This is a genomic window from Maricaulis virginensis (assembly GCF_027922185.1).
GTDB classification, from domain to species: Bacteria; Pseudomonadota; Alphaproteobacteria; order Caulobacterales; family Maricaulaceae; genus Maricaulis; species Maricaulis virginensis.
The window spans coordinates 1-22,132 of record NZ_BSFE01000015.1 but is presented as its reverse complement, the minus strand read 5'-3'; the positions used below and the strand labels follow the sequence as shown (position 1 = coordinate 22,132).

16 protein-coding genes are annotated in these 22,132 nt (G+C 65.5%); 6 read left to right on the top strand and 10 right to left on the bottom strand.

What is annotated here, in order from left to right:
• Positions 1-11: 11 nt before the first annotated feature.
• Entirely contained in the window at positions 12-1,382 is a 1,371-nt protein-coding gene (locus PKE71_RS16995) for a M48 family metalloprotease (protein ID WP_271188208.1), read from the bottom strand.
• 180 nt (positions 1,383-1,562) lie between these two features.
• Positions 1,563-4,214: an Rne/Rng family ribonuclease gene (locus PKE71_RS16990; protein WP_271188207.1), complete on the bottom strand. Its 2,652-nt coding sequence runs from the start codon at positions 4,212-4,214 to the stop codon at positions 1,563-1,565.
• Positions 4,215-4,702: 488 nt separating this feature from the next.
• On the opposite strand from PKE71_RS16990, the gene PKE71_RS16985 reads away from it, so the two are divergent.
• The 4 genes from PKE71_RS16985 to PKE71_RS16970 all read left to right on the top strand — a co-directional run bounded on the left by PKE71_RS16985 (position 4,703) and on the right by PKE71_RS16970 (position 10,166).
• The gene (locus tag PKE71_RS16985; RefSeq protein WP_271188206.1) at positions 4,703-5,917 is read left to right on the top strand and encodes an N-acetylmuramoyl-L-alanine amidase; all 1,215 of its coding nucleotides are present in this window, start codon (positions 4,703-4,705) and stop codon (positions 5,915-5,917) included.
• Positions 5,918-6,024: 107 nt separating this feature from the next.
• Positions 6,025-8,532 (top strand): penicillin-binding protein 1A, encoded by a 2,508-nt coding sequence (locus PKE71_RS16980; protein WP_271188205.1) that lies wholly within the window; start codon positions 6,025-6,027, stop codon positions 8,530-8,532.
• Positions 8,533-8,606: 74 nt separating this feature from the next.
• A protein-coding gene (gene prfB, locus PKE71_RS16975; protein ID WP_271188204.1) for a peptide chain release factor 2 occupies positions 8,607-9,738 on the top strand; the annotation gives its coding sequence in 2 pieces (ribosomal slippage) (positions 8,607-8,675 and positions 8,677-9,738; 1,131 coding nt in all).
• Positions 9,739-9,761: 23 nt separating this feature from the next.
• On the top strand, positions 9,762-10,166 hold the full coding sequence (locus PKE71_RS16970) for a SirB2 family protein (RefSeq protein ID WP_271188203.1): 405 nt from the start codon (positions 9,762-9,764) through the stop codon (positions 10,164-10,166).
• Here PKE71_RS16970 and PKE71_RS16965 read toward each other — a convergent pair.
• The 7 genes from PKE71_RS16965 to bcp form a co-directional block, all read right to left on the bottom strand.
• Positions 10,163-10,471: a winged helix-turn-helix domain-containing protein gene (locus PKE71_RS16965; RefSeq protein ID WP_271188202.1), complete on the bottom strand. Its 309-nt coding sequence runs from the start codon at positions 10,469-10,471 to the stop codon at positions 10,163-10,165. The genes PKE71_RS16970 and PKE71_RS16965 overlap by 4 nt on opposite strands.
• Positions 10,472-10,481: 10 nt before the next feature.
• Positions 10,482-11,108, bottom strand: a complete 627-nt coding sequence (locus tag PKE71_RS16960; RefSeq protein WP_271188201.1) for a hypothetical protein — start codon at positions 11,106-11,108, stop codon at positions 10,482-10,484.
• 66 nt (positions 11,109-11,174) lie between these two features.
• Entirely contained in the window at positions 11,175-12,395 is a 1,221-nt protein-coding gene (locus PKE71_RS16955) for an acyltransferase family protein (RefSeq protein ID WP_271188200.1), read from the bottom strand.
• 172 nt (positions 12,396-12,567) lie between these two features.
• Positions 12,568-13,029, bottom strand: coding sequence for a bactofilin family protein (locus PKE71_RS16950; RefSeq protein WP_271188199.1), 462 nt, complete (start codon positions 13,027-13,029; stop codon positions 12,568-12,570).
• Positions 13,030-13,087: 58 nt separating this feature from the next.
• Complete coding sequence (locus tag PKE71_RS16945) at positions 13,088-14,338, bottom strand: peptidoglycan DD-metalloendopeptidase family protein (RefSeq protein WP_271188198.1); 1,251 nt, start codon at positions 14,336-14,338, stop codon at positions 13,088-13,090.
• A 103-nt stretch (positions 14,339-14,441) separates the two neighbouring features.
• Positions 14,442-15,251, bottom strand: a complete 810-nt coding sequence (locus PKE71_RS16940) for a ferritin-like domain-containing protein (RefSeq protein ID WP_271188197.1) — start codon at positions 15,249-15,251, stop codon at positions 14,442-14,444.
• On the bottom strand, positions 15,251-15,721 hold the full coding sequence (gene bcp / locus PKE71_RS16935; protein WP_271188196.1) for a thioredoxin-dependent thiol peroxidase: 471 nt from the start codon (positions 15,719-15,721) through the stop codon (positions 15,251-15,253). Before bcp ends, PKE71_RS16940 begins: the two co-directional genes overlap by 1 nt.
• A 102-nt stretch (positions 15,722-15,823) precedes the next feature.
• On the opposite strand from bcp, the gene PKE71_RS16930 reads away from it, so the two are divergent.
• Positions 15,824-19,264, top strand: coding sequence for a DUF3971 domain-containing protein (locus PKE71_RS16930; protein ID WP_271188195.1), 3,441 nt, complete (start codon positions 15,824-15,826; stop codon positions 19,262-19,264).
• A gap of 169 nt (positions 19,265-19,433) precedes the next feature.
• Here the strand turns inward: PKE71_RS16930 and tyrS are convergent, their stop codons facing one another.
• Positions 19,434-20,678 (bottom strand): tyrosine--tRNA ligase, encoded by a 1,245-nt coding sequence (gene tyrS / locus PKE71_RS16925; protein ID WP_271188194.1) that lies wholly within the window; start codon positions 20,676-20,678, stop codon positions 19,434-19,436.
• Between the two features lie 62 nt (positions 20,679-20,740).
• On the opposite strand from tyrS, the gene PKE71_RS16920 reads away from it, so the two are divergent.
• Positions 20,741-21,844: an anhydro-N-acetylmuramic acid kinase gene (locus PKE71_RS16920; protein WP_271188193.1), complete on the top strand. Its 1,104-nt coding sequence runs from the start codon at positions 20,741-20,743 to the stop codon at positions 21,842-21,844.
• Positions 21,845-22,132 lie beyond the last annotated feature (288 nt).

The window sequence follows — 22,132 nt, the reverse complement described above, 5'->3', positions numbered from 1 at the left end:
CCGGCAGTCCGTCAGTTCATCCGCTGACGTTCACGGCGTCGCATTTCGCGCAGATCGTCCTCGGTCGGTTGCGAAACGGCCTGGATTTCCGTGGCGCGGAACCAGGAGGTGGTTCCCTGGTCGAGGCCTTCGCGGGCCCGCATGGCGAACTGGTAGGCCCGCATCCGGTCGCCGACGGCAAAGGCCTGTTCCGCGACGGCCAGCTGGGCGAGGGCGGTATCGCCATTGCGGTCGTGCAGGATGGAGAGCTGGTACCAGGCGAAGGCGTTGTCCGGCTCGATGTCGAGCGCAACGCGCAGGTGCTGGGCCGCCTCTTCGCGATAATCCGGATTCTCGGTCGCGATCATGGCAATCGCCAGATTGACCCGCAGCAGCGGCGCGGTCGGCTCAAGCTCGACCGAACGCCGGTGCGGCGCGATCGCCTCTTCGGGATGGCCGCTCTCGAACAGCATCTGGCCGTGAAGCTCGTGGAAATAGGGATTGTCCGGTTCCTCCGCGAGCAGGCTCTCGATCTCCTCGACCGCGCGCTCCAGGCGGGCATCATGATAATAGGCCACGGCCCGGGCATAGCGCGCTGGCAGCGAAGTATCGCTCTCCGGATAGCGGAAAAAGACGTATTCCGGCTCTACAAGAAAGCCATAGATCTTGGCCTGGATGCGGCGCAGTTCGGCAATGTCTTCCGGGGAGTCCGGCTGGCCGGAATAGGGCGACGCCGCCACGCCGCGGCGCAGCGACTGGATCCGGTCCGATGACAGCGGGTGCGAGCGGAAATAGGGGAAGCGCCGGGCCTGGGACATTACTTCCTGATAGCGGAAGCGCTCGAAAAAGCCGACAAGGCCTTCCGGATTCTCGCCGGCCGCTTCCAGGAACTGAAGCGCGGCCTGGTCGGCGCTGGCTTCCTGAGCGCGGGAGTAGGTGAGGAAGGACAGGGCGCCGAATTGCTGGCTCGAGGCCATCAGCGCACCGGCAGCGCCGCCTTCGCCGGCCAGTGCGGCCAGTACGCCCAGGCCGAGGCTGACGAACATGGGGGCCCGTGCAGCGGACATGGCGTCGCCGGAGCGCGCCAGGTGGGCGCCGGTGATGTGGCCGGTTTCGTGAGCGATGACGCCCTTGAGCTGGTTGGGCGTATCGGCTTCCACGATCATGCCGGTGTGCATGAAGATGTTCTGGCCGCCCGTCACGAATGCGTTGATCTCCGGATCGGCGACCAGATAGAAATCGACATCATTGGGATTGAGGCCGGCAGCCTCGATGATCGGGTCGGCATATCCGCGCATGATATGCTCGATCTCGGTGTCGCGGATCAGCGACTGTGCCCAGCCTGCCGATTGGGCGGTCACGGCAAGACTGACAGCTGCGGCGATGGTTTTCAGGACGGACATCCTGCCTCCACTACTCGGCCCCCGCCTTTTCATGCCTGCATGATAGCAGCGCCATCCCCATGCGCTACCCGGTGATTTAGGCGCGCCGGCCCGCTGTGCAAGCCCGCGTGCAAGCCGCGGTGCCACGAAGGCAACCGGCCCGGCCTCGCTGTGCGCGCGAGAGTCCGGGCCGGTCTGCGATCAGTTGCCGAACAGGCCGGTCCGGTTCCACCAGCCGCGGCGCTTGGGCTTGTCGTCAGCCTTGGAGTCGGCCTTGCCGCCCGCATCGGCAGCGGCCGGTTCAGGCCGGGCTTCCGGTTCCGGGCTCGGTTCCTCAGCCGGCTCCGAAGCCGGTTCTTCGGTCGCGGTGTCCTCGGCCGGAGCCTCGGCCTCGGTTGCCGGCGCGGTTTCCGGTTCGGCTTTCTTGCGGCGCGGCGCCCGGCGTTTCGGCTTGGGCTTCTCCTCCGCCACCGGCTCTGCAGCCGGTTCGGCGGGCGCTTCAGCCTGGGCTTCTTCGGCCGGTGCAGCCTCGGCGTCGGCCGGCTTCTTGCGCGGCCGGCGGGTCCGGCGCTTGGGCTTTTCCTCCTCGGCAGCCGGTGCTTCGGCGGCTTCCTGCGCCTCGGCCTGGACGGCTTCCGCGGCAGGGGCCGCCTCGGCGGCGGCATCGGTCTCGTCCGTCTTCTTGCGGCGGGTCCGGCGCTTCGGCTTGGGTTTTTCTTCCGCAGCCGGTTCCTCGACGGTCCCGGCGTCGGCAACCGGCTCGGCCACGGCTCCGGCCTCCTCGGCCGGCGCGTCTTCGATCACCTCGCGGGCTTCGCCCTCGATGACGTCGCTGTCAGCGGTCTGCTCGTCGTTCTGCCCCTCGGCAGTGCGGCGGCGGCCACGGCCACCCCGGCGGCCGCGGCGGCGGCGCTTGCGGGGCTGATCGTCACCGTCTTCGGTGCCGTCTTCGTCAGAACCGGTATCGGCCGCTTCGGTGGCATCGCCATCCTCGACCTTGATCACATCCATCGCGCTGGACGTGTCCTCGCCGGAACCCGGCTTGCGGCGGCGCCGGCGGCGGCGCCGGCGGCTGGAAGCTTCGCGGCTCTCCTCGGCCTCGTCCTCGATTTCCACCGGATCGGGGATATCGATCTCCTCGATCGACTCGACGGAGAGCGGTGCGACGGGCAGTTCGTCGCCCGGTTCGCGGCTTTCCAGCGCCTCGATCGTGAATTCCGGCGCCATGATCGTGTCGTCTGCGGCCACGGCGATGCGAATGGCGAAGCGCTGCTCGATCGCCAGCAGGTGATCGCGCTTGTCGTTGAGAATGTAGATCGCAACGGCAGTCGGCAGCGAGATGCGCACGCGCTTTGCCTTGCCGCGCGTGGCCTCGCGCTCCAGGCCGCGCAGGGCGACGAGGGCGCTCGACTCGGTGGAGCGCAGATGGCCGGAACCGCGGCAGGTCGGGCAGGGGACGGTCGAGCCTTCGAGCAGGCTGGTCCGCCGCCGCTGGCGCGAGATTTCCATCAGGCCGAACTGCGAGATGCGGCCGACCTGCAGGCGGGCCCGGTCGCGCTTGAGCACGTCCTTCATCTTCTTTTCGACGGCCCGGTTATTCTTGTTCTCATCCATGTCGATGAAATCGATCACGATGAGACCGGCCAGGTCGCGCAGACGCATCTGGCGGGCCGCTTCGGCAGCGGCCTCCATATTGGTCTTCAGCGCCGTCGCCTCGATATTCCGCTCACGCGTGGAGCGGCCCGAATTGACGTCGATGGAAACCAGGGCCTCGGTCGGGTTGATGACGATATAGCCACCGGATTTGAGCGGCGCGATCGGCGAGTAGATCGCTTCCAGCTGTGCCTCGACCTGGTGCTGCAGGAAGAGCGGCACGGTCTCCTTGTAGTGCTGCACCTTCTTGGCATGCGACGGCATCAGCATCCGCATGAAGGCCTTGGCCTCCTTGTAGGCCTCCTCGCCCTCGACCAGTACGCTGTCGATCTCCTTGTCGTAGAGATCGCGGATGGCCCGCTTGACCAGATTGCCTTCCTCATAGATCAGCGCCGGCGCGACGGACTTCAGCGTCAGCTCGCGGATATTCTCCCACAGGCGGACGAGATAGTCGGCATCGCGCTTGATCTCGGTCTTGGTGCGGCTGGCGCCGGCGGTGCGGATGATCAGGCCGACACCCTTGGGCAGGTCGAGCTCGTTCACCACGGATTTCAGGCGCTTGCGGTCGGCCGCGTTGGAGATCTTGCGGGAAATGCCGCCGCCGCGCGGCGTGTTCGGCATCAGCACGCAATAGCGCCCGGCCAGCGACAGATAGGTCGTCAGCGCCGCGCCCTTGTTGCCGCGCTCTTCCTTGGCAACCTGGACCAGCAGGATCTGGCGGCGCTTGATGACTTCCTGGATCTTGTACTTGCGGAACATCTGCCGGCGGCGGCGGGCCGCCTGGGCATCGTCCACATCGTCTTCGGAATCGTCGCCGATGGTTTCCGGCGCTTCCGGAGCGTCCTCGCCATCCTCGGCGTCGTCGGAAGCTGCGGCTTCCTCGACATGCGGTTCCTCGTCCTCCTCGCGCGCGGCGGAGGCTTCTTCCTCGGCGAGGGCGACACGATCCTCATAGGGGATCTGGTAGTAGTCGGGATGGATTTCGTTGAAGGCCAGGAAGCCGTGGCGATTGCCGCCATACTCGACGAAAGCCGCCTGCAGCGACGGCTCTACGCGCGTGACCTTTGCGAGATAGATGTTGCCGCGAATGGGCCGGCGGGCTTCCGCCTCGAAATCGAAATCCTCAACTTTGGAACCGTCTACGACAACGACGCGGGTCTCTTCGCGATGACCTGCGTCGATCAGCATTTTCTTGGACATTAAAAGTCTCTCCTGCGCACGCCTGCAGGACGGACCGTTCCGGTGGAACGGTGGAAATCGCCGGCGGCGGCGGGGGTGTGATGGACGGGGGGCTGCCTGTCGTCGTCGATCTCGAAAACACTGGCGATCGACGTTGCATCAGGCGCTCCTCGCGCATCGGCAGTTACCATGTGCGCCTCCCGGCCTGCTGTGAGGGCGTCGGGCGCGGCGGTCGGGGCTCCGGCCTTCTGGAGGTCCGGAACGGCGATAGTGATTCCGGCGGCCCTGCAGGCTTGGCCGGTCTTGCCCGGCGGCCCGATCCGCGAACAAAAACGCGAGGTCGCCAAGGCGTTGGCAACATGCAACATTCCAAACGCGAAGAAAAGTGTTTGTCGCCGTCCCGTGATTGCAGGAAATTTCTTCGGGGGGCATCAACGAAACGTCAAGCTCCGCGCCCTAGTCTGGCAAAAAAGCCGTTTGGGAATCACGGTAGCGAAGATGGTGTGGAAATGCGGATTCGTTTGTTTGTATCGGCCATTGCGGGCTTTCTGAGTTTCGTGGGCGCAAGCCTTGCGGACCAGGAAATCCGTGACGTGCGCTTCGGCGTCGACGGCGAACGCACCCGCGTCGTGATCGAAACGGCTGAACCTGCCGATTTTCGCGCCTTCACCCTGGACGGGTTTTCCGACCGTCTCGTCGTCGACATGCCCGACATGCGCTGGTCCGTGTCCGGACTGACGACGGGCGAGGGGATGGGGCACGGCCTCGTCGATACCTTCCGCTTTTTCAACAACTCCACGTCCAGCTCGCGCGTCGTGTTCGAACTGGAGCACCCCGCCGTCATCGTTGACCAGTTCGCGCTCGATCCGAGCGATCCCGGTGGCAATCACCGCCTGGTGATCGATGTCGAGCGTGTTACGGCGGAAACCTTCGAGTCGTCCTCCGGCTTTTCCCACACCCGGGCGGAAAGCCTCGATTCCCTGATCGCGGAGCGCGTCGAGGCGGTCTACGTGCCGCCGGAACGCGAGCGCCGTGTCATCGTGGTCGATGCGGGGCATGGCGGCAGCGATCCCGGCTCCATCGGCCGGTCGGGTACGCATGAGAGCGATGTCACCCTGGAAGCTGCGCGCGAGCTGCGCCGCCAGCTTGAGGCGACAGGACGCTACGAGGTCTTCATGACCCGCGAGCGCGATGTTTACCCGTCCTGGGGCGAGCGCGTCGCCGTGATGGCGGATGTCCGCGCGGACCTGTTCATTTCGCTGCACGCGGATTCCTCGGGCAATTCCGGGGTTCGCGGCGCGGCGGTCTACACGCTCAACGACACGGCCGAGAACCGGGCCCGCCAGCGCGCCCGCCAGGATGCCGATCACACGATGCAGGTCGATGTGAACAACATCCTGGTGGAACTGGAACTGCGCGAGAAGCGCAACCAGTCCTCGGCCTTTGCCGAAGTCCTGCTGCAGCATCTCGGCTCGGCCGGGCCGCTGCTGGCCAACCCGCACCGCCAGGCGAATCTCTTTGTCCTTCTGGATCCGCGCGTGCCGGCCGTCCTGCTGGAAATGGGCTTCCTGACCAATGCGACGGACGAGAGCAATCTCACCTCGGCCAGTGCCCGGCGAACGCAGATGTCGGCGGTGGTTCGCGGCATCGACAGCTATTTTGCCCAGCGCGGCGACGACGTGCAGTTCGCCGGCAGTGACACGGTTGCTACCCGGACGCGGTAACCCTCTATGATCGCGGACCGCAGGCGGCCATAATGCGGCCGTGGTTTTGGGTATCGTGCCGACCGTCACGATGAGGGCTGCATGTCGAGCAGCGGCCAGAGGGCGTAATGAAGATTTTTACTCTGCGTAACCTGATGCGCACCGCTTTGTGGGGCGGCATCGCCGCTGTCGTGCTGGGCGTCATCGCCTTCGTGGCTGCGGCTGTCTATGTGGTGCGCGTCACCGACGACCTGCCGAATCACGAGCAGCTGGCCGAATACCAGCCGCCCATCATGAGCCGGGTGCATGCCGGCGATGGCCTGCTGATCGCCGAATATGCGCGCGAGCATCGCGTTTTCGTGCCGATCGACAATATCCCGCAGAATGTCGTTCACGCCTTCATTTCCGCGGAAGACAAGAATTTCTACGAGCATGGCGGTCTCGACCTGCGCGGCATCATCCGCGCGGCGATCTCCAATATCGGCAATGTTCTGAACGGACGCCGCCTCGAGGGCGCTTCGACCATCACCCAGCAGGTCGCCAAGAACTTCCTCCTGTCCTCGGAACAGCGCATCGAGCGCAAGGTGCGCGAGATGATCCTGTCGCGCCGGATCGAGCGCGCCTTCACCAAGGACCAGATCATCGAGCTCTATCTCAACGAGATCTATCTCGGAAACCGCGCCTATGGCGTGGCAGCGGCGGCGCTGAACTATTTCGGCAAGTCGCTGGACGAGCTGGAACTGCACGAGATCGCCTACCTGGCGGCCCTGCCCAAGGGGCCCTCGAACTATCACCCCGAACGCAATCGCGAGGCCGCGATCGCCCGCCGCAACTGGGTGATCGAGCGGATGGCCGAGAATGGTTATGTCTCGGAAGAGGCCGCACGCGAGGCCCAGGCCCAGCCGCTGGAAACCGTCGACCGCCTGTCCGGTGCGACCTATACGGCGGCCGAGTATTTCGTCGAGAATGTCCGCCGCGAAGTCTTTTCCATGTATGGCGAGGACGAGCTTTATGATGGCGGCCTGTCGATCCGCACGACGCTGGACACCTCGATGCAGCTGGCTGCGCGGCGTGCCCTGCGCGACGGGCTGGAAGCCTATGACCGCCGCCACGGCTATCGCGGCCCGCTCGCCACGATCGAAACCGGCGACGGCTGGGTCGAGCGCCTGTCCGAAGTCGAGATCCCCGGCGATCTCGATGAGGGCTGGATGCCGGCCACGGTGCTGGAAACCACGGCCGATACGGCCCGGATCGGTTTCCTGAACGGTGAAGAAGGCGAAATCCCGATGTCGGCCCTGGAATGGGCCCGGGAAACCCTGCCGGACGGCCTGCTCGGTGCCGCGGTCAATCGCCCGTCCGATGTGCTGGGCGAGGGCGATGTGGTCCTTGTCGCCTCGATTGCCGACCAGGAAGGTTATTCCGAAGGCCAGTACGGGCTGCGCCAGGTGCCGATGATCAATGGCGGTATTCTGGCCATGGATCCGCACACCGGCCGCGTTCTGGCGATGGTGGGCGGGTATTCCTTCCAGCACAGCCAGTTCAACCGCGCCACCCAGGCACGCCGCCAGCCCGGCTCGTCCTTCAAACCCTTCGTCTATGCTGCGGCGCTGGACAATGGCTATACGCCGGCCAGCCTGATCCTGGATGCGCCCTTCATCGCGACCGGCGGTCCGGACGAGCGCTTCTACATGCCGTCCAACTATTCGGAACGCTATTACGGCATGTCTACGCTGCGCCTCGGCCTCGAGCTGTCGCGGAATGTGATGACCGTGCGCCTGGCCCAGGAAATGGGCATGGAGCCGATCGCCGAGTACGGCGAACGCTTCGGCATTTATGACGATCTCGAGCCCGTCCTCGCCATGGCGCTGGGTGCCGGCGAGACCACACTCTACCGGCTGGTCTCGGCCTATGCGACGCTGGTCAATGGCGGCCGCCGCGTCGAACCGACCATCATCGACCGGGTGCAGGACCGCACGGGCTCAACGATCTTTGCCCACGAAGTCCTGCCCTGCGACACCTGCGACGTCTCCGAATGGTCGCCGGAGCTGCACGAGCCGCAATTTCCGGAGACGCGCGAGGAAGTCGTCGATCCGGTGACGGCCTATCAGGTCGTTCACATGCTGGAAGGCGCCGTCGAACGCGGAACGGGCACGGCCCTGCGGCCGCTGGGCCGTCCGCTGGGCGGCAAGACCGGCACGACCAATGATTTCCGCGATGCCTGGTTTGTCGGCTTCGGGCCGGACCTTGTGGTCGGTGTCTATGTCGGTTTCGACACGCCCTACCAGCTGGGCAATAGCGAAGCGGGTGGGCGTGTTGCCGCGCCGATCGCCCGCGACTTTCTTGAGGTCGCGCTGGAGAATTATCCGGTTGCGCCTTTCCGTGTGCCCGAGGGCGTGCGCCTTGTACCGATCGACCGCACCAACGGTACGCCCGGTGCTCTGGGCCAGTCCGGTGTGATCCTGGAAGCCTTCCGTCCCGGAACGGAACCGTCGCGCACCTCCGAGGACGAGGAAAGCGGGCTCTCCTTTGCCCGTGACAGCGTCAGCGACGACCCGCTCGCCCTGCTGCTCTCGCAGCAGACGCAGCAGGAGGAGGAAGAGGATCCGGAAGACGACGAGCTGGGCGGTCTGTACTGACCGTCTTGTCTCGCGTGCCGTGCCCCTCTATCCCGGCAGACACACCCGTTTGAATCAGCCAGATCCTTGCCATCATGCGACCTGAAATCCAGAGCCTTTCCGACGAAATCCAGCAGGCAGTGGGCCTGCTGAGGAGGCGTCTTTGACTGGGATACTGCCCAGAAGCGCCTCGACGAGCTGAACGCGAAATCCGAAGCCCCGGACTTCTGGAACGATCCCCAGAAGGCCCAGCTTCTGATGCGCGAGCGCAATCGCCTGGAATCGGCGATCGAGACCGTTGTCGAAGCCGAGCGCGAGCTGTCCGACGCGATCGAGATCATCGAACTTGCCGAAATGGAAGACGATGCGGACATGGTCGAAGAGGCGGTGTCCGGCCTGAAACAGCTGGCCGAACGCATGCGCCGCGCCCAGCTGGAGACGCTGCTCTCCGGCGAAGCCGACGGCAATGACGCCTTCCTGGAAATCCACTCCGGCGCCGGCGGTACGGAGAGCCAGGACTGGACCGCCATGCTGGCGCGGATGTATTCGCGCTGGGCGAATGCCCATGGCTACAAGGTCGAGACGATGGAAGAACAGGCCGGCGAAGAGGCGGGCCTGAAGTCCACGACGCTGCTGGTGAAGGGCGAAAATGCCTATGGCTGGCTGAAAACAGAAAGCGGTGTGCACCGGCTGGTGCGGATTTCGCCCTTCGACAGTTCGGCGCGGCGTCACACTAGCTTCTCCTCGGTCGGCGTCTACCCGCAGATCGACGATGCGATCGAGGTCGAGATCGACGAATCCAAGGTGCGCACCGACACTTATCGCGCTTCCGGGGCCGGCGGCCAGCACGTCAACAAGACGGACAGTGCGGTGCGCCTGACCTATGACATGCCCGGCGAGGAAAAACCGATCGTCGTGCAGTGCCAGAACGACCGCTCCCAGCACAAGAACCGCTCCCAGGCCTGGGACATGCTGCGCGCGCGGGTCTATGAAGTCGAGCTGCAACGCCGCGAGGCTGCGGCCCAGGCCGAGGCCGACAGCAAGACCGAGATCGGCTGGGGCCACCAGATCCGCTCCTACGTCCTGCAGCCCTACCAGATGGTCAAGGATCTGCGGACGAATGTGGAAACGTCGAATACGTCCGGCGTGCTGGACGGCGATCTCGACGCGTTCATGGCGGCGGCCCTGGCCGCCCGGGTCGGTGGCGACGACGAGGCCGAGGGCTAGGGCGGCGAGCGGGGTTTGACGACATGGAGAGCTGGTACACCGCGCTGCGCCACATCCATATGACGACGATTGCGCTGAGCGGGATTTTCTTCCTGGTTCGCGCGATTGCCGTCAATCTGGCCGGTGCCGGCTGGCCCCGCCTGCGGCCCGTCCGCATGAGCAGCTATGCAATCGACACCGTATTGCTCGCCTCCGCGATCGCGCTGACCGTGGTGACCGGCCAGTACCCGTTCGCGGATGCCTGGCTGACGGTGAAGGTCGTGCTTCTCGTCGTTTACATCGCCCTGGGCATCATCGCCTTGCGGCCGGCGCGTCCGGCACCCGTGCGGCTGGTCGCGACCGCCGCCGCGGCGACTGTCTTCCTTTTCATCGTCACCGTCGCCCGGACCCATCATCCCATGGGCCTGTTTTCGGGGTTGCCGCTCTAGCCGTCGCCACCTCCGGATTGACCCAGCAGCCGGCCGATCGCCTCGATATAGGCGGCGAAAGCCTTGCGGCCGGCGGGTGTCATGCGGACCCGGGTCAGCGGCTTGCGGTTGAGGAAACTCTTGTCGATGGCGACATAGCCGGCGTCCTCAAGCTTGCGCAGGTGGATCGACAGATTGCCCTGCGTCGCATTGAGCACCGTCTTCAGTTCGGTGAAATCAGCCACATCCGTATTGGCCAGATGGGTCATCACGCCCAGCCGGATACGTCCGTGAATGATGTCGTCGATATCGTCGATACTGCTCACGGTTGCGCCGTCATGCCTTGGCTTGTGTCGGCCGCGCTGCCCGCATGAGCAGATAGCCCGGCAAGGACATCAGCAGCAGGAGTGCGAGACTGGTGATCAGCAAAAAGCGATTATTCACGCCGTTCACGGCCAGCAGGATGGCCGCGGCAAACCAGCCCAGCGAGACGGCGCCCTGCCACAGGCGGCGGCGCAGGCGGAAAGCGATGAACCAGGTGCCGCCGAACAGGGCAAAGACGACTTCGGCGTGCACCAGCCAGGGTTCGGCGCTGCCGGTGCGGTAGGACATCAGTCCGAAAATCACCACCAGGCACAGATTGATCAGGCCGGCGGCGATGAAGGCGGCTTCATAGGCCCGGCCGGAGAGGGTTTTCGGTCCCTTCGACCAGTCGCGCATGGTGACCGTGACGATCGTGCCCAGCACACCGGCGTTCGCGATCACCACGACAGCCAGGTCGGCGAGTCGGGGAAGGTCCACATGACCGCCAAAAGAGAGGTACTGGATGAAGGTCTGCACGGCATAGAGGCCGCCGCAGACGAAAAGGACCAGTCCCAGGGAATGGGAGGGCGTTTCATCGCCGGCCGCCAGACCGCGCATGAAAGCGAGGTCGGCACGGACATCAGCAAGCTTGTCGGTCATGATCTGTCTCTCGGGCAAGGGCCCGGACGGGCCTTCGCGGGTCACGTCCGGGCAGTATGGATCGATTCACGCGGAGGCCTTATCGGCAACTGGCAGGGCGGATGAGCGCTCGTCCGGCCTGGGCCGGCGGCCATTGAGCCAGAGGCCGAGCCATGTGTGGCGTACGCCGATCTGGTAGCTTGCCAGCAGCAGGATCATCGAGAACACGACGATCAAGGTCAGCTTGAGCACGCCGGGCAGGGCGACATCGGACAGGGCGACCTGCAGTGCCATCACCAGCGGCAGGTGCATGAGGTAGACCCAGTAGGACGCATCGGCGAGATAGCGCCAGGTGCGGCTGGCCCGGCTGAAGACATGCAGGGCGAGCCCGGTCAGGCCGAATGTCCAGGTCCAGATGCCCAGTGCATAGGCGGCGGAATAGATCAGCCGGTCCGTTCCCGGCTGTGCCGGCATCAGCAAGGGGGCGATACCGGTGATGGACAGGCACACAACCGTCAGGGCGACTGCTGCGGCGAGATTGACGTGCCAGCTGCGCTTCCAGGCCGACAGGACCTGTTCGCTGTTGCGGCGGACGGCCCAGCCGGCCGCAAACGCGGTGCCGTAGGCGATCAGGGCGCCATTGTTCGGAACCAGGCCGGTATCCGGCGTGGGAATGCCGAACCACTGCATCCAGAACGGGGCGGTGGCAAACCAGGCAAAGACGGGCAGGGCCAGAGCCACGGCGCCCAGCGGTGTTGTGGCCAGCACGCGTGTTGCCGCGTCGATCAGGCTGCCGGTGCGGTCCTTGCGGTCGAGGGCGCGCATCATGGCGGTCAGCGGCAGGCTGACGAGGTAGAATGCGGTCAGCAGGTAGAGAAACCACAAATGGGTCAGCGGGAAGGTGCCGATGGTGAGCGGCGGAGCCTCCTGGTCCGGCAGTTCGCCGCCATTGGCCTTTGCCACGCCCCACAGGAAGACGCTGGCGATGGCGATGAATATCGGCAGCCAGAGTGTAACGAGCGGCAGAAGGATCCGCTGTCCGCGGTCGAGCGCAAAGCGCGCAATGGCGCGGCGCTCCAGAACGAACCGGGCGAAATAGCCGGCGATCAGGAAGAACAGCACCATGCGGAACATGTGCGGGATGTAGAAGAGCAGAGAAAATTCGGTTGCGGCAGCGTTGTCCTGGATGATCCAGACCGGCGGGCCGGGAATGAAGGACATCGAGGCGTGCAGCACCACGCCGAGCAGGAGCGCGATGGCTCTGACGGCATCGAGTGCATGGAGGCGGTTCGCGGGTTTGCTGGACATGACGGTCTCCAATCAGGTTGATCGATATGTATCATCAACAAGTTTAAAAAACAAACATGTCTTTCAATGCGTGGCCAGTGCCGCCAAGACCGCCGCCAATTGTGCTGCAGGCAAGAAAAAAACCGGCGCCTGGAAGGGCGCCGGTTCTGTCGTTCTGTATCTGAAGCCGGGCCTAGAAGCCGGACTTCGATGCCGCAACCGGCGGCTCGAGCGAGTCGAGCGGGTCGGGCTTGCCCGGAGCCGGCGGCTTGCTGTCGGTCTTCGGTGCATCGACCTTCGGCTTTGCCGACTTCGTAGCGTCGCCGGTCTGTACCGGATCGGACGAGTGGCGGCAGTGTCCGTCGAAATAGGCACCGGCTTCCACGGAGAGCGTCGCGTGGACGATATCGCCCTCGATGCGTGCGGTCGAGGCGAGCTGGACCTGGCGGGCACGGACGCTGCCGGTCACCTTGCCGCGGATCACGACCGTCTCGGCAGAGACTTCGCCCGAGACGGAGGCGTCCTCGCCGATGATCAGGGATCCGGCGCGAACATCACCGTCGACCTGGCCGTCGAGCTGGATTTCGCCATCGGAAACAATCGACCCGGTCAGAACCAGATCGCTGGACAGAATGGACGGAGCTTTCGATTTCATGGCGGTCCTTTTCGGGGGAGGGGCAAACGACGCTCCGCTGTCGGAGGACGAGGTCTCTTTAGCCTTGTTGAACATACTGGCCGGCTCTCAACAAACGTTCCGGATCGATGGCCGATCCGTTATACCAAATTTCATAATGCAGATGGGTCGCGGTACTGCGTCCCGTGGACCCCATCCCCCCGATGAGTTGTCCGCGGTCAACCGTATCGCCCCGTCGCACTGCGATTTCGTGGAGATGGCCATAACGGGTCACAAAGCCGTAACCATGGTCGATCTCCACGGTGCGACCATAGCCCGAGCGCCAACCGGCGTAAATCACTTCGCCAGGGCCGGTCGCAATAATCGGCGCCCGGCGGTAGGCGGCAAAGTCGAGACCATAGTGCGAGGTGGGACGTCCGTTGAACGGATCGATCCGGACCCCGAAATCCGATGTGCGGCGATAGGTATCGCCTATGGGAATACCCAACGGGCCGGAGGTCACGAAATCCTCGAGTTCTTCTACTTCCAGCAGGCGTGCCGCGATGCGGTTGATGCGGGAGGAGAAGGCATCATCAAGCTCGAAATTCGGATTGGAACCGGCGGAAAAAAGATCGGTCTCCGAAATCGGATGGAAGGGACCGCCGCGTTCTTCGCCATCGCGCTGATCGGCAATCACGTCCTCTATGTCCAGCCCGGTCAGGCGCAGCACGGCGCGCAGGTTCTGCAGGCGGGCTTCGGTGGCGTCTTCCGCGCGGGCCAGCACCGCATCCTGTTCGCCCATGAGATAGGCGATCTGGTCTTCCGGCGCGTCGGAGGTGACGGATGCGACGGCGGCCATGGGGTCGCGCGCTTCACGCGGTGACGGGTCGGCAGGCGCCGCCGCCATCAGGACCCGGCCATCGTCGAGCGCGGGCGAGGGGGACATTTCCGTCCCGGTCAGCTGCTCGGCAAAGCTGACCAGCTGGCGCAGCGTCTCGTGACGCATCTGGAATTCGTAGGCGGTGCGATCGAATTCCTCCATGCGCGATTCCATGAAGGAGATGACGGTCGCCTCATTGGCCTGGGCCTCGGCGACCATGCGGTGATAGTAGATACGGTCGCGCTCGATCTCGGCATCCTTTGCCGCGATGGCGCGTCCGTGGAATGCGACGGAAACGGTAGAGAAACACAGCCACCCGGCCAGAGCTGTCGCCCCGAGGAGCGCGCCGATCTGGACGCCGGTGGAGATCGCGAAATAACGGACTTGCCCGTCACTCCGGTGATAGATCTGCCGATCCGGAAACCAGCGCTGAGCCGTTCCCCAAACAGCTTCTTTGACTCGTGATAACATGCGTTACGCCGCTTAGATTTGCCTGCCCCAAATTCCCTGCGCGAGCATGTGACACAAAAGCCCGCTGGATATCAATACACGCCAATGCAAGAGCTGCGCCGTCTCAGACGAGGGGACCATAAAAATCCGCCGGCAGATCGGCACGCATGCGCGCATCGGTATTGAAGGGAGGTTTGAGGCGCCCGCGGAAATATTTGGTTACCAGGGTCTGAAAATGTGACGCCGGTTCGTGACCGGATTTTTCGCATAAGTGTCTGAACCAGCGGGCGCCTGCGGCGACATGCCCCAGTTCTTCTTCATAAATGATCCGAAGAATTCCGGCGCTTTCCCGGTCACCGGCAGATGTGAGCCGCTCGATCATGCCCGGTGTCACGTCCAGTCCGCGCGCCTCGAGCACCATAGGCGCCACGGCGAGCCGCGCGTCGAGTGCGCCGGCCGTGGCCTGGGCCGAATCCCACAATCCGTCATGGGCGGGCAGGGCACCGTAATGGCTGCCCATGGCTTCAAGACGGTCAGCCACCATCTCGAAATGGCGGGCCTCGTCGTCGCCGACACCGATCCAGTCGGTGACGAATTCCGTTCGCCGGGCATCGTCCAGAGTCGAATCATGGGCAAAGCGGACGACCATGTCGAAGGCGAGGTCGATCGCGTTGAACTCGATATGGGCGATCGCGTGCATCAGGGCGCAGCGGCCGGCGAGCGTATTGAGCCGGCGGCGCGGAACCTTGCCGGGCGCCACGCAGGCCGGCTTTTCAGGCCGGGCCGGACGGTCAGGTGCCTCGACCGGCCCGCCAAGCGGCACGCTGCCGCCGGTCCAGGCCCCGGCGGCAGCCCGCGCAGCCGCCGCCTTGGCGCGCGGTTCCGCCGTTTCCAGAACCTGCAGGGCCAGGTGAAGAAGCGTCTCGCCGCTCATCAGGCGAGCTTGCGGGCCGCCTCGAGCACGACGTCGGCATGGCCCTTCACCTTCACCTTGCGCCAGATCTCGGCGATCTTGCCGTCCGGACCGATCAGGAAGGTGGCGCGTTCGATGCCCATGTATTCGCGGCCATAGAGCTTCTTGAGCACCCAGACGCCATAGGCTTCGCAGATCTCGCCGGCCTCGTCGGCGATCAGTGCCACTGAAAGGTCATGCTTGGCCTTGAACTTGTCATGCTTTTGCACGCTATCCTTGGATACCCCGATGACGACCGTGTTGGCGGCCTCGAAACCGGCCTGCGCACGGGTGAAGTCGATGGCTTCCGTGGTGCAGCCCGGCGTATCGTCTTTCGGGTAGAAATAGAGCACAACGGTCTTGCCGCGCAGATCGGCCAGGTCGATCTCGTTTCCGCCATCGGCGGGCAGTTTGAAAGTCGGAGCAAGGTCGCCGGTTTTGAGTTCGCTCATCATATCCCTCTTGCGCTTGTTGCCGTGGATGCGGGCTGATGAGTGTAAAATGCGCGTAGAATCCGGCGCGTCCAGTCTTCCCGCTGCGGTCGGGAGGCGCTGATGCTGCGCAAGTCCCTGCGCTGGAGCCTGATCTATCTGCTCGAGGCGGTCGCCGTGCTGCTGGCGCTGGCGATCTTCGGCATTGCCGCGATCCTGTGGCGTCTGTCCAGCGGTCCGGTTGAACTCGACTTCCTGCGCGAGGATGCCCAGCGCATGCTGGCGCAGGCCTTCGAGGGCGATGTCGTGGCGCTCGGCCGGTTGCAGGCCGGCTTCGATCCGCAGACGCGCGCCCTCATGCTGATGGCCGGCGATGTGACGGTTGCCGATGCGACCGGCGATGTGATCGCCCGGGCGCCGCGCATTGAGGCCGGTCTCGCGGTCGACGCACTGTTGCTCGGCCGGCTGGAGCCGGTCGCTCTGAACATCCAGGGCGGTTCGCTCTCGCTCGTCCGCCGGGCCGATGGCGCTGTCGGGGCCGGGCTGGGCAGTGCCGAGCGCGTCGCCGCCAATGCGCAGCTGCCCGAGCGGGGCGGCGATGAAAGTGCCAGCCTCTTCCAGCTCCTGGCCGACCCGCAGAACCCTGCCAGCCGCCTCAGCCGGTTGCAGCATGTGCGTATCGAAGAGGCCGCCGTGCGGATCGTCGATGCCCAGAGCGGCATCGCCTGGCTGGTGGATGATGCCGGTGTGCGCTTCGAGCGCGACGAAACGCGCATCCTGGCCGAGATCGAGGGCCAGTTCGCGACCCCCTCCGGTTTTGCACCGGTCGAGCTGCGCCTGCAGGCCGGTGCCGATCTGGAGACGCTGCTGTTCGAGGCGCGCTTCCAGCAATTGTCCCCTGCCGGTGTGCTGCCCGACAGCGGGCCTCTGGCGCCGCTGCGGGCGGTCGATGCTCCGGTCTATCTGGACTTTGTCGTCGATGCGACGCGCCAGGGCGGGATCCGCACCGCCTCCATCGTCCTGGATGTCGGCGATGGCGAGATCCTGACAGGCGGCGAAGCCCGACGGATCGCCGGTGCGCACCTCTCTGCCCGGTTCGACCCGGTCGAAAGCACGATGAGTATCCATGAAGGCTGGATCGAGTCGGATGTATTCTCGGCCCGCCTTGAGGGCGAGGTGACGGAAATCGGCGGTTATACCGGCGCCCTGCCGACGCGCGGCCGCTTCGATATCCGTGTCGGTGAAGGCTTCGTGGCGCTGGGCGATGTGTTCGAGCGCGATCCGTCATGGGAGGCGCTGATCGCCCAGGGCGAGATCCGGCTGGACGAGTATGCAGCGACGTTCGACCGGCTCGAACTGGCTGTCGACACGATCCGCGCCGAGCTGGCCGGCGAGGTGTCGCTGAGCCGGGCCGGGGATGGCCGCTTCCTTCCCAATCTGCGCCTGGCAGGGCCCATTGTGGGGGATGTGCAGCCCGAGACCGTACTGGCCTACTGGCCGGTAGAGCTGGCCGACAGCGCCCGCAGCTGGGTGCAGGAGCGCATTCTGGGCGGCCGCTTCTACAATGCGCGTTTCGATCTCGATCTGCGGGCCGGGGATATCGAAGCCGAGCAGATGGACAATGAGCGCATGACGCTCGGCTTCGATTTCGAGAACGCCTCTGTCCTCTACATCTCCACCATGACGCCGCTGGTCGAGGGCCGCGGACATGCCGTCCTGCGCGGCAATGCGTTCGAGGTCGCGATGGAAAGCGGCCGTATCGGCGATATCGAACTGGTCGACGGTTTTGTCGACATCCCGCGGCTCAACCCGAAAGGGGCGGTTGCCCGCTATGGCGGCGTGGCCCACGGTGATGCGTCCGATATCCTGGCCCTGATCGACGAGCCGCCGCTGCACCTGCCATCGGAATACGGGCTCGACCCGGCGCTGGTCGGCGGGCAGGGCGAGATGCGTTTCGAGATCCGCCGGGCCATGCTGACCGATGTGCCGGTCGAGGAAATCCCCTTCTTCATCGACGGCACTTTCTCCAATGTCAGCCTGAATGTCCCCGGCACGCCGATCGAACTGACCGGCGGCGAGATCGCGATATCCGCGCGCCAGGAGGGGCTGGAAGCCTCGGGCGATGCCCTGTTCGGCGAAACGCCGGTGCATATCGACTGGACCGAAACGTTCGGCCTGCCCGACGATGCGGCCTCGACCCGGATCGGCCTGTCGGCCGATGTCACGGCGGCGACGCTGGATGTGTTCAATATCCCGGTGCGGCGCTATTTCGACGGCCCCGTCCGTCTCACCGGCGAGGCGGTATCGGACGGTCTGGATTTCCGGTCAATCGATCTTCATGCCGATCTGGAACAGGCGCTGCTGGAAACGCCCGGCGGCGCGTGGAGCAAGGCGGCCGGCGTGCCCGGCGAGGCCGAGCTGCGCATCTCCGTGGACGAGACGGGCCGCTATTCCGTCGACGCGCTCGCCGTGCGCAGCGAGGGAATGGAAGTGACCGGCAGCCTCGTCATGGCGGCGGGAACCCGGCTGGAGCGCGTGGATCTCGACCGGCTCTTCATCGAGGGGTTGGCGGATATATCGGCCCGGCTGGTCGTGCCGGAAACCGCGGGTGCGCCGCTCGATCTGCAGCTCTCCGGCCAGTATGTCGATGTGTCCGATTTCGTGGCTCAGCTGACGTCGCTGGGTGAGGGCGGTGGGATGATGCCCCTGTCCGTGAATGCCGATATTGCGCGGCTCATCCTGTCGGAACGCTCGGTGCTGGACGATTTCAACCTGATCTGGCGCAGCGAAGCAGAGGGGATCCGTGCCTTCTCCGTTTCCGGCCAGACCATGGACGGCTCCTTCCAGGCTGCCTTTGGTGCCAGTGAACCCGGCGGAGCACGCGAATTCCGCCTGCAGGCGCCGAGTGTCGAACGGGTCGCCTCGCTGTTCGGGGTGGAATCCTATGCCCTGGGCGGACGTATGGCGATGCTGGGGTCTGCGCCGCCCCTGGGCACGGAAGGGCCCTTGTCGGCCCGGCTCGAAGTGACCGATCTGACGCTCGTCCGCGTGCCGATTCTCGCCCGGATTCTCGCCGCCGGCTCCTTCCAGGGGCTAGCGGCCCTGCTCAATGGCGAGGGGATCGTGTTCGACCGGATCGATGCCGATCTGCTCTACGAGGACGGCCTGATGACCATCGGCGATGCCCGTGCGGCGGGCAATGCGCTGGGCGTGACGGCCGCGGGAACAATCGATTTTGCATCCGAGCGGGCCGCGATCGACGGCAATCTCGCCCCGTCCTACGCGCTCAATTCCCTGTTCGGCGGGGTGCCGGTGATCGGCGATATTCTGGTCTCCCGGCCCGGCGAGGGCGTGATCGGCATCACCTATTCCGTCGAGGGGCCGTTCGACAGCCTCACCGTCTTTGCCAATCCGCTCTCGGCCCTGGCACCGGGCGTGCTGCGCCGGATTTTCGAAGGCACGGCCGCCGAACGCGCCGCCCGTGACCGGGCTCGTGACGCGGGTGTGGAGGAGGCCGCTCCCGAGCCGGAAGACACACCTGGAGAAACAGGGCCGGACGAATAGCGCAGCACAAGGCTTCCCCTGCGTGAGCGGGGGAAGTGGCCGAACCCGGCCCTTGGGCCGGGTGAGGTCGAAGGGGGTATGTCTGCGCGCTTCCGCGCTCTGCGCCGCTGCGCGCTGCCCCCTCAGTCCGCTAGCGCGGGCAGCTCCCCCGCAAGCGGGGCGAGCCCTCCTACGCCGGCTTGGCCAGGGCGTGGCGCTTCTTGCCGACCGACAGCTTGATCGCACCCTCGACAACCAGATCCGCCGTCGGCCGGGCAAAGGGGTCGGTCAGCGGGGCGTCATTCACCTTGGCGGCACCGGCCTTCATGTGGCGGCGTACCTCGCCGTTCGAACCGGCCAGGCCGGCCTCGACGAACAGGCCGACCAGCGTTACGGCCTCATCCGACATGTCGAAGGTGACGGTGGGCAGGGCATCGCCCGCGCCGCCGCCGGCAAAGGTCTGTCTTGCGGTCGCCTCGGCCTCGCGGGCGGCATCGGCCCCGTGCAGCAGCGTCGTCGCCTCATTGGCCAGGCGCACCTTGGCGTCGTTGATCTCGGCGCCTTCCAGCGCCTCCAGCCGGGCGATCTCGTCCAGCGGCAGGTCGGTGAACAGGCGCAGGAAACGGCCGACATCGGCGTCCTCGGTATTGCGCCAGAACTGCCAGTATTCGTACGGGCTGCGCATGTCGGCATTCAGCCAGACCGCGCCATCCATGGTCTTGCCCATCTTGGCGCCCGACGCCGTCGTGACCAGCGGCGTGGTAAAGCCGTAGACTTCCTTCTGGTCGACCCGGCGGCACAATTCCACGCCATTGACGATATTGCCCCACTGGTCGCCGCCGCCCAGCTGCAGCGTGCAGCCGGTGCGCCGGTTGAGTTCCAGGAAGTCGACCGCCTGCAGGAGCATGTAGTTGAATTCCAGGAAGGTCATCGGCTCTTCGCGCGACAGGCGCTGTTTCACCGACTCGAAGGTGAGCATGCGGTTGATGGTGAAATGCGTGCCGAAGCGGCGCAGGAATTCCAGATAGCCGAACTCGGCGAACCACTCGTTATTGTCCACGACAATCGCGTCGGTCGGACCGTCGCCGATCGACATCAGACGCGAGAAGGGCTGCAGAATGCTCGCCTTGTTGGCCGCGATCTGTTCGTCGTCCAGCATGGCGCGGACCTTGTCCTTGCCCGTCGGATCGCCGATCTTGGTCGTCGCACCGCCCATCAGGATGATCGGCTTGTGGCCGGCCTGCTGCATGCGCCGCAGCATCATGATCTGCACCAGCGAGCCGACATGCAGCGAGGACGCCGTGGCGTCGAATCCGATATAGCCCGTCACCACGCCTTCGCTGGCCGCCTTGTCGAGGCCTTCAAGGTCGGTGGACTGGAAGTGATAGCCGCGCTCGACGAGCACGCGCACGAGTTCGGACTTGTATTCGCTCATGATCGCTCTCCTGATAGAGCGCTTCTAGGTCGAGCTTTGCGCCGAGAAAAGAGGGGCCGCACATGAAACGCGTGATCGGACTGATGAGCGGCACCTCGCTGGACGGTATCGACGCCGCCCTGATCGAGACCGATGGCGTGCGCATCGCGGCCTTCGGGCCCGGCGAAACCGTGCCCTATACCCGCGAGGACCGGGCCATCCTGCAGGCCGCCGTGGATGCCGCGCTGGACTGGCAGTTCACCGGCCCCGCGCCGGATTTCCGCCGCGCCGAGGCCGTGCTGACCGACCGTCATGCCGAGGCCGCCGAGCGTGTCGCCGCTGCGGCCGGGCTGGATCTGGACGCCGTCGAACTGGTGGGATTTCACGGCCAGACCGTGCTGCATCGCGCGCCCTCGGGCGGCAGCAGCGGGCAGACGCTGCAGATCGGCGACGGAGCCAAGCTGGCCAGCCGGCTGGGCGTCGATGTCGTCCATGATTTCCGTACTGCCGACATGCTGGCCGGCGGGCAGGGCGCGCCCCTGGCACCGCTCTATCACCGCGCCCTGGCCGATCATGCGGGCCTGGATGGTGCGATTGCCGTCCTCAATCTGGGCGGTGTCGCGAATGTCACCTGGATGGCGCCCGGCCGCGATCCGGTCGCCTTCGACACGGGGCCGGCCAACGGGCTGATCGATGCCTGGTGTGCCCGCCATACCGGCGAGGCGTTCGACCGGGACGGGGCGCTGGCCGCGTCCGGCCGGGTGCACGAGGCGACGCTGGACGATCTGCTGCAGCATCCCTTCCTGGCGCTGGCGCCGCCCAAATCCCTCGACCGCTGGGACTTCACCCTCGAGCCCGTCCGCAATCTCGCCGCGCCCGACGGCGCCGCGACCCTGACCGCCTTCACCGCCCGCAGTGTCGCCGATGCCATCACACGCCTGGGCCGGCCGGATCGTCTCCTGGTCACCGGCGGCGGCCGGCTGAACCCGACCCTGATGCGGATGCTGGGCGAACATCTGGGCGTCGCGGCCGAACCGGTCGAGGCCGTCGGCTGGCGGGGCGACCTCCTGGAAGCCGAGGCCTTCGCCTGGCTGGCGGTGCGCGTCGAACGCGGCCTGCCCACCAGCCTCCCCTCAACCACCGGCGCCCGCCACGCGGTCTCCGGCGGTAGAATTTCGCGGGTGTAGGCAGAATTCTTCCCCACTTCTCTCCACTTCCCCCGCCCCCCGTGCCGGGGTCCGGCTGAGCCTGCATCTGAAACGCCGCCAGACCCCGGAATAAATCCGGGGAAAGCGGCTCGGTGCTCTTTCTTCCCCATTTCGTGGGGAAGTGGGCCCTCCATAGCCTTGGCGAAGGAGGGGTCGAAGGGGCCGGCGCGGAGCGCCGGGAGGCGGTGGAGCTTGTCGCTGACACATCGCCGCTGGCGCGGCGCCCCTCCGTCTCGCCGCCTTGCGGCGATCCACCTCCCCATAAAA

Excerpts from the sequence above, each read along its gene's own strand:
- PKE71_RS16995 (WP_271188208.1), bottom strand. The coding sequence starts at position 1,382 with ATGTCCGTCCTGAAAACCATCGCCGCAGCTGTCAGTCTTGCCGTGACC.
- PKE71_RS16980 (WP_271188205.1), top strand. The coding sequence starts at position 6,025 with ATGAAGATTTTTACTCTGCGTAACCTGATGCGCACCGCTTTGTGGGGC.
- PKE71_RS16940 (WP_271188197.1), bottom strand. The coding sequence starts at position 15,251 with ATGAGCGGCGAGACGCTTCTTCACCTGGCCCTGCAGGTTCTGGAAACG.
- PKE71_RS16960 (WP_271188201.1), bottom strand. The coding sequence starts at position 11,108 with ATGACCGACAAGCTTGCTGATGTCCGTGCCGACCTCGCTTTCATGCGC.
- PKE71_RS16930 (WP_271188195.1), top strand. The coding sequence starts at position 15,824 with ATGCTGCGCAAGTCCCTGCGCTGGAGCCTGATCTATCTGCTCGAGGCG.
- PKE71_RS16955 (WP_271188200.1), bottom strand. The coding sequence starts at position 12,395 with ATGTCCAGCAAACCCGCGAACCGCCTCCATGCACTCGATGCCGTCAGA.
- PKE71_RS16950 (WP_271188199.1), bottom strand. The coding sequence starts at position 13,029 with ATGAAATCGAAAGCTCCGTCCATTCTGTCCAGCGATCTGGTTCTGACC.
- PKE71_RS16990 (WP_271188207.1), bottom strand. The coding sequence starts at position 4,214 with ATGTCCAAGAAAATGCTGATCGACGCAGGTCATCGCGAAGAGACCCGC.
- PKE71_RS16920 (WP_271188193.1), top strand. The coding sequence starts at position 20,741 with ATGAAACGCGTGATCGGACTGATGAGCGGCACCTCGCTGGACGGTATC.
- bcp (WP_271188196.1), bottom strand. The coding sequence starts at position 15,721 with ATGAGCGAACTCAAAACCGGCGACCTTGCTCCGACTTTCAAACTGCCC.
- PKE71_RS16945 (WP_271188198.1), bottom strand. The coding sequence starts at position 14,338 with ATGTTATCACGAGTCAAAGAAGCTGTTTGGGGAACGGCTCAGCGCTGG.
- tyrS (WP_271188194.1), bottom strand. The coding sequence starts at position 20,678 with ATGAGCGAATACAAGTCCGAACTCGTGCGCGTGCTCGTCGAGCGCGGC.
- PKE71_RS16970 (WP_271188203.1), top strand. The coding sequence starts at position 9,762 with ATGGAGAGCTGGTACACCGCGCTGCGCCACATCCATATGACGACGATT.
- PKE71_RS16985 (WP_271188206.1), top strand. The coding sequence starts at position 4,703 with ATGCGGATTCGTTTGTTTGTATCGGCCATTGCGGGCTTTCTGAGTTTC.